Here is a 9,362-nt window from a genome sequence, read left to right on the forward strand (position 1 = left end):
CCGTTCCCGCTGTCCACGTCCACCGAGTACCGCAGCACCGCGACGACGAACGGGACGATGGAGATCACCGACCACACCGAGTTGTGGTGCGCGGCGCGGATCTCGAACGCCCAGAGGCAGTAGGTCATGATCACGGTCGTGGCCGAGAGCGCCCACACGAACCGCAGGTAGGACGGCGAGTAGCTCTCCAGGGACTTGCGGATCTTCGCGCCGGTCTTCTCGGCGAGCATCATCTCCGCGTACCGCTTGCCCGCGACCATGAACAGCGAGCCGAATCCGGCGGCGAGCAGGAACCACTGCGACAGCGGGATCGCGGCGGCCACGCCACCGGCGATCGCGCGGATCAGGAAGCCGGACGCGACGATGCAGATGTCCAGGACCGGCTGGTGCTTGAGCCAGAAGCAGTACGCCAGCTGAACCGCCACGTACACGCAGAGCACGATCAGCAGCTGGACCGACGCCAGCAGGCTCAGGGCGATCGCGACCGCGAACAGCACCACCGCGACGGCGTACGCCACCTTCACCGGCACGATGCCGGCCGCGATCGGCCGCTCCTTCTTCGTCGGGTGCGCGCGGTCGGCCAGGACGTCCTTCGCGTCGTTGACCAGGTAGACGCCCGACGCGGCGAGGGAGAACGCGACGAAGGCGATCAGCAGCTTGAGCGCGATCGGCCCGTGGAACAGGTCACCCGAGCTGAACGGCGCGGCCAGCACCAGGACGTTCTTCACCCACTGCCGCGGGCGCATCGTCCGGACCACGCCGGCGACCAGGGCCCTCGGGGTTCCGGCGGGGGTGCCCCCCACCTTCGGGGTGACGTCGGTGCTGGTCATGAGCGGATCTTCCTCCGGGCGGTGCGACGGCGCAGCACGCGCCGGGAGACGAGGGCGACGCCGGCGCCGAGCGCGGAGCCCGCGGCGACGTCGCTGGGGTAGTGCACGCCGAGCACCAGCCGGGACAGCGCCATCAGCGGCACGGTCACCAGGCCGATCGGCGTGCGCAGCAGCCCGCCGTAGAGGACGGCGGCCGCGGTGGTCGACGTGGCGTGGGACGAGGGGAAGCTCAGCCGGCTGGGGGTGCCGACGAGCACACGGACGGACGGATCGTCCGGCCGCGGGCGGCGTACGACGCGCTTCACGCCGATCGACGCGCCGTGGGCCAGCGCGACGGCGGCGGCGGAGCCGAGCCACTCGCGTCGTCGGGCGGGGTCCTTGCGGTGCACCGCGGCACCGACCAGGCCGATCGCGAGCCAGCCCGCGGCGTGCTCGCCGAAGTGCGACATGCCGCGCGCGACCCTGACGACCGGCGGTGCGGCGACGGCGCCCTGCACCGCGGCGAGCAGCGCGACCTCGCCCACGGGGTCGGGAGCCGGCAGGTCCGTCGTCGGGTCGAGGACGGGGATCCCGGCGGTGGTGTTCGACAGCTCGGCCACGAGCAGGCCTCCAGTGCGCACGGCTGTCACCAGCCGACGCCGATCTGCGGGGCGGATACGGGCTGTGCATCGTTACGAGGCACGGATACGGGCCGTGATGCTACGCGGTGGCGCCGCCGCCCCCGGAGGGCCTGCCCGGCCGGGGATCAGAACCAGCGCTCCAGGACCAGCGCGAGGCCCTCGTCCACGTTCGACGCGGTGACCTCGTCCGCCACCGCCTTCAACGCCGGATGGGCGTTGCCCATCGCCACTCCGTGCCCCACCCAGCGCAGCATCTCCAGGTCGTTCGGCATGTCCCCGAACGCGACGACGTCCGCGGCCGCGACCTCCAGGCGGGCGGCCACCTCGGCGAGCCCGGTCGCCTTGGTGACCCCCGCCGGCGACGCCTCGACGAGACCGCCGGGGTGGGAGAACGTCAGGTCGACGACGCCCTGGACGGACGGCTCGAGCGCGGCGATCATCGCGTCGCTGGTCATCCGCGGGTGCCGGATCAGCAGCTTCACCGCGGGCCGGGCGAGCAGCTCGGCGCGGGCCTCGCTGGAGTTGTCCGCGTCGGGCCAGGCGTGCTCGTAGTCCGGTTCCGCGGCGAACTGCGCGGCGGCCGCGTCGAACGCGCCCTCCCCCACCCGCTCGACCGCCAGCGTCGACCCCGGCAGCAGCTCGCGGGCCGCGGTGGCCAGCTCCGCCAGCGCCTCGGCGGGGAGCGTGCGGGACCACACCACGCGGTCCTCGTCGATGTCGTAGAGCACCGCGCCGTTCGCGCACACCGCGTACCGGACGACGCCGACCTGCGACGCGATCGGCGGGATCCAGCGCGGCGGACGGCCGGTGACGAGCACGAACCCGGTTCCGGCGGCGACGAGCCGGCCGATGACCAGCCCTGTGCGCGAGGTGACCCGACCGTCGTCGTCGAGGAGGGTGCCGTCGACGTCGGACGCGACGAGCCGTGGTGCCTGCACTACAGCGCCCGCCGGTCCCCGATCACGTCCACCAGACTACGTGCGCCGCACTAGAGTCGCCCACATGCGCGTGCTCGTGGTGTCCGCGCCGCTGGCCGGGCATCTGATCCCGATGCTGCCGCTGGCGGAGGCGCTCTGGACGGCCGGGCACGACGTGCTGCTCGCCACCGGCGGGGACGCGCTGAACGTGGACACCGGCGAGCTGCCGGTCATCGACGTCGCGCGGGAGACCTCGTTCGGCCGGATCGCGGCGCGCACCATGCTGGCCCACCCGCTCGACGCGCGCGCGGAGCTCGCCGGGAACGCCGGCACCCGGATGGTGTCGCGGATGTTCGGGGCGCTGAACGAGGAGCTCGCGGACGGGATGGTGACCGTCGTCGAGCAGTGGCGGCCGGACGCGGTGATCCACGAGCCGCTCGCCGTCGCCGGGGCGCTCGCGGCCGCCCGGCACGACGTCCCGGCCGTGCTCCAGGAGAACTCGTTCTTCGACGGCCCGGCACTGGTCCGGGCCACCGCGGGCTCCCGGCTCATGCAGCGGGCACTGCGCCGGCACGGCCTCGACGAGGGCCTGCCGGACCCGGAGTTCGTCCTCACGATCGCGCCGCCGAGCGTCGTCGGGCCGCGGACCGGGCGGCCGATGCGGATGGTGCCGCGCTCGGGCGGCTCGGGCGTCGTCCCGGCCTGGCTGCGCACGCCGTCGGACCGGCCGCGCATCCTCGTCAGCCGCAGCACCGTGCCCGGGCCGGGCGGGGACCCGATGCCCGCGGCGCTGGCCGTCGCCGGCGAGGTCGACGCGGAGATCGTGCTGGTCCGCCCGGAGCCGCGGCTGGAACGGAGGGCGAACGGGCGGGTCCGGACGGTCGGCTGGGTGCCGCTGGCCGAGGTGCTGCCGGTGTGCGCGGCGGTGGTCCACCACGGCGGGGCCGGAACCGCCCTCGGCGCCCTGGCCGCGGGGATCCCGCAGCTCGCGATGCCCGGGCCCGGGGACCGCCGGCTCAACGCCGAGCTCGTCGCCCGCCGGGGAGCGGGGCTCACCGGGAGGGTCACCGCGCAGGCCCTGACGACCCTGGCCCGCGACGGCGAGCTGGCCTCGGTGGCCCGGCAGGTGCGGTCGGAGATGGCCGCGATGCCGCATCCCGAGGCGCGAGTGGCGGACGTCGCGGCCCTGGACTGAGGCCCTACGCCGGCGCCTCCCAGGCCAGGAGCGCGGTCCGGAGCAGCGAGGCGAGCTGGGCGCGCTGGTCGGCGTCCAGGACCGACGCGAGCCGGCGCTCCGCCTCGACCTGCCGCGGGAGGACCTCGTCCACCAGTTCGACGCCCGCCCGCGTCAGCTCGACCAGGGCGGCGCGGCCGTCGGCCGGGTCGGGCGCGCGCAGGACGAGGCCCGCGGCGACGAGCTTGTGGATCCGCTTGGTGGTGGCCGCCGGGGAGCCGACGATCCCGGCCGTCAGGTCCCCGGGCCGCAGCCCCCGGCCGGCCCGGCGGAGCTGGGAGAGGACGTCGAACTCGCTCCGGGTGATCCCGGACGACTCCAGCCAGGCATCGGCCGCCTGCTGGAGGACGCGGGCGGCCCGCAATATCCGGCCGAGGACCTCGATCGGCTCCGTGTCCAGGTCGGGACGCAGGGCGGCCCAGTCCGCGCGGATCCCGTCGATCGCATCACGTTCCGCAGGCATGAGTGGACCTTTCATTCACCAGTGAACTATCGTCAGGTTACTACACCGGTGAAAGGAATGCGTTCGTGCGACATGGGCTGATCGAGGAGCTGATCCGCTGGGAGGCGCACGCCGGTGCGCACCGTCCCGCGTTCCGCTGCGGCGTCGCCGTCGGCGTGCCCCTCGTCCTGCTCGTGCTCCTGGGCCACTTCGAGCTCGCCGGGTTCGCCGGCTTCGGCGCGTTCACCGCCTTCTACGGCCGGTCCCTGCGGTTCCCCCTCCGAAGCCGGCAGCAGGCGCTCATCGGCGCGCTGCTCACCGCGAACGTCGGGATCGGTCTGCTCGCCGCCCACCTGCCGGGGGCGTCCTGGGGCACCCTCGGCGTGCTCGTCCTGCTGACGGCGGTCATGGCCGTGATCGCCGAGGTCGTCGGCTGGAAGCCGGCCGGCCCGATGTTCTTCGTCTTCGCGGCGGGGGCCTCGTCCGCCATGCCCGCGCACGACGCGCCCGGGATCCTGCTCGCCGTCGGGGTCACGGCGGCGTCGGCCGCGTTCTCGGTGCTCGTCGGCGCGGCGGGCGGCATCGTCCGGCGCGACGGGTGGCAGCGCCGTCCGCTGCGGGTCGCGCGGGTCCGGGACGTGCTCGCGCGCGGCAGCGGCTCCCGCAGCACGCTCGTCGACGTGGTGCTGGCGGTCGCGTTCGCCGGGCTGCTCACCGCCGGCGCGGGCCTCGGCCACGGCTACTGGGCGCTGATCGCGGCGGTCGTGCCGTTCTCGGTCCCCGGCCCGACGAAGCGCCTGGCCCGCGGCCTGCTGCGGATCGGCGGGACGTGCGCCGGCCTGGCGGTCGCCGCCGGGGTGCTCGCCCTCGACCTGCCGGCGTGGGCCGTCATCGTCGCGATCGTCGTGGCCCAGCTCGGGGCCGAGCTCTTCGTGATGCGCAACTACGGGATCGCGCTGCTGTTCATCACGCCGCTGGCGATGCTGCTCGGCACCCCGGGATCGGGCGGCGTCGACACCTGCGCGCTCCTGGCGGCCCGGCTGGTCACCACCGCGATCGGGATCGCCGCCGGGATCCTCGTGCTGGCGGTACGGCACCGTGCGACGTCCCGTACCGCTCCCGCGGCGACCGGGCGCACGGCCGCGGAGGCCGTGCCGGAGCCCGCCCGCACCTGACCGGACCGGTTACGCCCGCCCGGACGCCTCGGAAGCCCGAACCGCCGGCGGCGTCAGATGATGGCGACCGCGACGACCAGGCCCAGCGCGATGTGCGCGGCCGCGACGACCCAGGCCTCCGGCCTGCGCTCCGGGTCCGCAAGGACCGCGCCGATCCGGATGCCGGTGATCCACTCGAGCACGCGGACCCCCGCCACCTGCGCGATGATCCCGACCAGGCCGAAGATCAGCGACGCGAGCAGGCCCTCGGCCAGCGCGCCGGACGCGCCCCAGATGGCTGTGACCACGATGAACGCCATGCTGACGATGCCGGCCGACGTGACGATCACGGCGTTCGGCATGCCGTCGCGGACGAGCCGGTTGAGCTTGCCGGGCGTCGTCAGGTCGATCGCCCAGAAGCCGAGGAGCATCAGCAGCAGGCCGATGACGGCGTAGAGCAGGATCGCGCCGATCCCGCGGCCGACGTTCGAGAAGAAGCCCGGCGCGAGAGCAAGGGTCGTGAGCACTTCGATGCCTCCGGAGGCGGTGCGGGGGGAGCTGGGTCAGGGACCGTGCGGGGGATCAGGTGGGGATCCGGTGCGGGACGAACGCCGCGCCGTCGTCGGTCACCAGGCCGACGGTCTCGCGGATGCCGAGTCCGGCGGCGGTGTCGCCGACGATCCACGCGCCCAGGGCGGGGCGGAACCCGTCGAACTGCGGCAGCGGGTCGAAGAGCTGGTAGACGAAGCCCTCCTGGCCGTACACGCCGCCCGTGGAGACCTCGGCCGTGCCGGGCGCCACGATGTCCACGTTCGCACCCTCCCGGCCTAGCAGCGGTTTGCGCACGTACTCGGTGAGCAGGCCCGGGTCACGCAGGTACGCGGGCAGCAGGTTCGGGTGCCCGGGGTACATCTCCCACAGCACCGCGAGCAGCGCCTTGTTGGACAGCAGCGTCTTCCACAGGGGCTCGATCCAGAGCGTCTCCGGCAGGCTCCGGACGACGTGCTTGCCGAAGTCCTCGCCCAGGATCCACTCCCACGGGTACAGCTTGAAGACGGCCGAGATCGGCGACTCGGCGAGGTCGACGAACCGGTCCAGGTCCACGTCCCAGCCGAGGTCCTCGATGGCCAGCCCGACGGTGTCCAGGCCGGCCTCGGCCGCCGTCTCCTGCAGGTACCCGACGGTCACGTGGTCCTCGCCGGAGGTGTCCCCGCCGGACCAGGTGAAGTGCACCTCGGAGCCGGGCAGCAGGCCCTTGATCTGCGTCCACCGCTCGACGAGCTGCTCGTGCAGGGAGTTCCACTGGTCGTCGTCGGGATGGGTGTCCTTGAGCCAGTACCACTGCAGGATCGACGCCTCGAGCAGCGTGGTCGGGGTGTCCGCGTTGTACTCGAGCATCTTCGCCGGCCCGGAGCCGTCGTAGCGCAGGTCGAACCGGCCGTAGACGTGTGGGTCGTGCCGCTTCCACGACTTCGCGACGTCCTCCCAGCACCATTCGGGCAGCGCGAAGTCCCGGTACCGCTCGGTGGTGACGACGTGGTCCACCGCCTCGAGGCACATCGAGTGCAGCAGCTCGACGTCCGCCTCGAGGGACAGGATCTCGTCCATGTCGAAGACGTAGTGGACGGACTCGTCCCAGTACGGGCGCGAGGCACCGCCCTCGCCGCGACCCGGGGCGTCGTAGACCAGCCCCTGCTCGCGGACCTTCCGCTGCCAGTCCGGCCGCGGGGCTCCTCGTTCCCTGCGCACGCCTCAGCTCCCGCTGCTGCTGCCGCCGGAGGACGACCCGCCGGAGGAGGAGCCCCCGCCGCTGACGCCCAGCCCGCCGCGGGAGATCGACTTGCCGGACGGCGTGGCGACCGAGCCGGTGCGTGGCGCCACCGTGGTGCCACCGTTGGCGACCTGGCCGATGTTGCCGGAGCCGCCGTAGTTGTAGTGGTACTGCCGGCCGCCGCCGCCGATGAAGATCGGGAAGAAGCCGCCGCCGGCGATGTAGCCCCCGTTGCCGGCCGCGGGGGTGGCGCAGTTGCTGTCGTCCACGACGACGTTGTGCTCGTCGGTGCAGCGGGCCTCGGTGGTCTCGTCGGCGCCGGTCACGGCATAGCCGACGGCGATCAGCGCGACGACGCCGACGGTGACGCCGGCGCCGATCAGGATGCGCTTGCGCTTCTTGTGCGAGGCCTCCTGCTTGAGGGCGGCCTCCCGCTCCTCGTCCCGGCGGCGCCGCTCGGCCTGCAGGCGGGCACGCTTCTCGGCGAGCGTGGGTTCGCGCGGGGTGGTGCCGGCGTCCTGGCGCTCCATTCGGCCGCGCCGCGCCGGCGGACCGTCCTTCGGCTCGTCGCCGGACCCACGGCCGGGCTCGTCCGCGGGGACCGCCTCGGACCTCGGCTCGTCCCCGGCGCCCGCACCCTCGGCGGGCTGACCGGACCCGCCCCGGCCGTCGTTCTCGCTCATCAGTCGACCACCCCTCGCGCGCACGGTACAGGCCGCCGGTGGACGGACGTCGCCTCATTGGATCTCGGCTCGATATCGCTCCTGGTAGGACGGTGTTCCGAGCCAGGCCCGGTGCCCGGCTCGACGAGCCTCGGAACCTGCCGGGCGGGCGTCCTGAGCCACGCCGCGCACTCCGCGTCCCAGCCGCGGAGCTCGATCAGCCGCCCGGCGAGGTCTCACGCCACTTCTCCCCCCGACGGGCGGCGATGATCGCCTTCGCCCGGTGTCGCTCGGCACGTCAGCCCGTCGACGACGACGCGGTGCACACCGGGGAACCGCGACGCACCGCTCGGCCGCGTGGGCGGACCCGCTCGTCGAACGATCTCCACGTCCCGGCGACGAAAGTCACCCACACGGTTCGCCCGGCGGTCCCGTCCGACGTCTCGCAGCACGTCCCCGACCGATGACCGAGTGATCACCGCACCGATTCGGGGTCCCTCTTCCGGGGACGGCATGATGGCGCTCGCCATGGACCCTCTCTTCACGCCGTCGGGCGAGCAGCCCACCCGGGCCGTCGCCGTGGACGACCGACCGGTCCGCGCTCCCCGGAGCTCCTCGTCCCCCCCGAGCTCCTCGGCGGAGCCGCGCACCGGCGCGACCCGGTCCACCCGCCCGCCCGCGAAGAGCCCGCGCAGGCCCGGCGGTCTGCCGTCCGTGCGCCAGTCGAAGCGGGTCGTTACCGCGATCCTGATCGGCGCGCTGACGATGCTCGGCGTCGCCACCCTGGACACCGTCGCCGGCGCCACCGTGCCGGTCCTCGGGTCCTTCGCGGCGCTGCCGTCCCCGGCCGGCACCGCGGCGGACGAGGCCCAGGAGGCGCCGCCGCCCCCGACGTCCCCCGGGACCTGCCTCAACTGGTCCCGCAAGGACGCCGCGGACACCGCGGTCGTGGACTGCGCCCGGCCGCACCTGTTCGAGCAGGCCGGCACCGTGCAGCTGGCGGACCAGCCGCGCCTCCCGGACGACCGCACCTGGCAGCAGCTGGTCAACGAGCGCTGCACCCCGGTCGTGCTCGGCTACCTGAACGGGAAGTTCGACCCGGACGGCAGGTACCGCGTCGGTGCGCTCAAGCCGTCGCAGAAGAAGTGGGACGACGGCAACCGCGAGCTGCGCTGCGGTCTGCAGAGCGCCTCGCACTCCGGCGCGCTGTACCCGTTGACCGGCCGCGCCGCGGACCAGGACCAGTCCGGCGTCCACGAGCCGGGCACCTGCCTCGCGATCGACGGCCGCACCGTCGGGGACCCCGTCCCCTGCGACGCGCCGCACGCCGTCGAGACCGTCGGGATCGTGGACCTGGCCGGCAAGTTCCCGGCCGCCTTCCCGGCCGTCGGGGACCAGGACAACTTCCTGCAGCCCGAGTGCTCGCGGATCGCCGGCGAGTACGCCGGAGGCCAGCAGGTCATCACGGACAAGAAGCTGACGGTCTACTGGGACAACCTCACCGAGGAGTCCTGGAACGCGGGGACCCGGCGGGTCAACTGCAACCTGGCCGCCCTGCTGCCGGACCGCAGCGGGTTCGCCCCGGTCACCGGCCCGGTCAAGGGATCGGTCTCGGTGAGCGACCAGGTCGCCCCGCCGGCCAGCGGCACCCCGGGCGTCCCCGCGCCGCCCACCGGCACGCCGGACGCGAACCCGCCCGCCCCCGCGGACCCGTCCACCGCGCCCAGCGGCG

10 protein-coding genes are annotated in these 9,362 nt (G+C 74.1%); 3 read left to right on the plus strand and 7 right to left on the minus strand.

The window, feature by feature from the left end:
- The 3 genes from JWP64_RS01095 to JWP64_RS01105 all read right to left on the minus strand — a co-directional run.
- The coding region (locus JWP64_RS01095) for a decaprenyl-phosphate phosphoribosyltransferase (RefSeq protein ID WP_297491130.1) at positions 1-830 on the minus strand (830 nt) is incomplete at its 3' end.
- Entirely contained in the window at positions 827-1,372 is a 546-nt protein-coding gene (locus JWP64_RS01100; protein WP_297491150.1) for a phosphatase PAP2 family protein, read from the minus strand. The genes JWP64_RS01100 and JWP64_RS01095, both read right to left, overlap by 4 nt.
- Before the next feature lie 203 nt (positions 1,373-1,575).
- A complete protein-coding gene (locus JWP64_RS01105) occupies positions 1,576-2,388 on the minus strand; it encodes an HAD family hydrolase (RefSeq protein ID WP_297491133.1) in 813 nt (270 codons plus the stop codon).
- Between the two features lie 64 nt (positions 2,389-2,452).
- Between JWP64_RS01105 and JWP64_RS01110 the strand changes: the two genes are divergently transcribed.
- Positions 2,453-3,562, plus strand: a complete 1,110-nt coding sequence (locus JWP64_RS01110) for a nucleotide disphospho-sugar-binding domain-containing protein (RefSeq protein ID WP_297491134.1) — start codon at positions 2,453-2,455, stop codon at positions 3,560-3,562.
- A 4-nt stretch (positions 3,563-3,566) separates the two neighbouring features.
- Here JWP64_RS01110 and JWP64_RS01115 read toward each other — a convergent pair whose 3' ends face one another.
- Positions 3,567-4,064: a MarR family transcriptional regulator gene (locus JWP64_RS01115; protein ID WP_297491136.1), complete on the minus strand. Its 498-nt coding sequence runs from the start codon at positions 4,062-4,064 to the stop codon at positions 3,567-3,569.
- A 65-nt stretch (positions 4,065-4,129) separates the two neighbouring features.
- Between JWP64_RS01115 and JWP64_RS01120 the strand changes: the two genes are divergently transcribed.
- Positions 4,130-5,218 (plus strand): FUSC family protein, encoded by a 1,089-nt coding sequence (locus JWP64_RS01120; RefSeq protein WP_297491140.1) that lies wholly within the window; start codon positions 4,130-4,132, stop codon positions 5,216-5,218.
- 53 nt (positions 5,219-5,271) lie between these two features.
- Here JWP64_RS01120 and JWP64_RS01125 read toward each other — a convergent pair whose 3' ends face one another.
- Genes JWP64_RS01125 through JWP64_RS01135 form a run of 3 tightly spaced genes read right to left on the minus strand, consistent with a single transcriptional unit; the run spans position 5,272 to position 7,651 of the window.
- The gene (locus JWP64_RS01125; RefSeq protein ID WP_297491142.1) at positions 5,272-5,724 is read right to left on the minus strand and encodes a DUF350 domain-containing protein; all 453 of its coding nucleotides are present in this window, start codon (positions 5,722-5,724) and stop codon (positions 5,272-5,274) included.
- A gap of 55 nt (positions 5,725-5,779) precedes the next feature.
- Entirely contained in the window at positions 5,780-6,946 is a 1,167-nt protein-coding gene (locus tag JWP64_RS01130) for a glutathionylspermidine synthase family protein (protein WP_297491144.1), read from the minus strand.
- A gap of 3 nt (positions 6,947-6,949) precedes the next feature.
- Positions 6,950-7,651 carry a hypothetical protein gene (locus JWP64_RS01135; protein ID WP_366889183.1) on the minus strand — a complete coding sequence of 234 codons (702 nt, stop codon included), beginning with the start codon at positions 7,649-7,651 and terminating at the stop codon, positions 6,950-6,952.
- A 507-nt stretch (positions 7,652-8,158) separates the two neighbouring features.
- Between JWP64_RS01135 and JWP64_RS01140 the strand changes: the two genes are divergently transcribed.
- On the plus strand, positions 8,159-9,362 hold a 1,204-nt coding region (locus JWP64_RS01140; RefSeq protein WP_297491147.1), incomplete at its 3' end, for a septum formation family protein.

Origin of the sequence: Pseudonocardia sp. (assembly GCF_025465255.1) — a bacterium.
GTDB lineage: Bacteria > Actinomycetota > Actinomycetes > Mycobacteriales > Pseudonocardiaceae > Pseudonocardia.

Coding starts and splice junctions, on each gene's coding strand:
- JWP64_RS01110 (WP_297491134.1), top strand. CDS start 2,453: ATGCGCGTGCTCGTGGTGTCCGCGCCGCTGGCCGGGCATCTGATCCCG.
- JWP64_RS01115 (WP_297491136.1), bottom strand. CDS start 4,064: ATGCCTGCGGAACGTGATGCGATCGACGGGATCCGCGCGGACTGGGCC.
- JWP64_RS01135 (WP_366889183.1), bottom strand. CDS start 7,651: ATGAGCGAGAACGACGGCCGGGGCGGGTCCGGTCAGCCCGCCGAGGGT.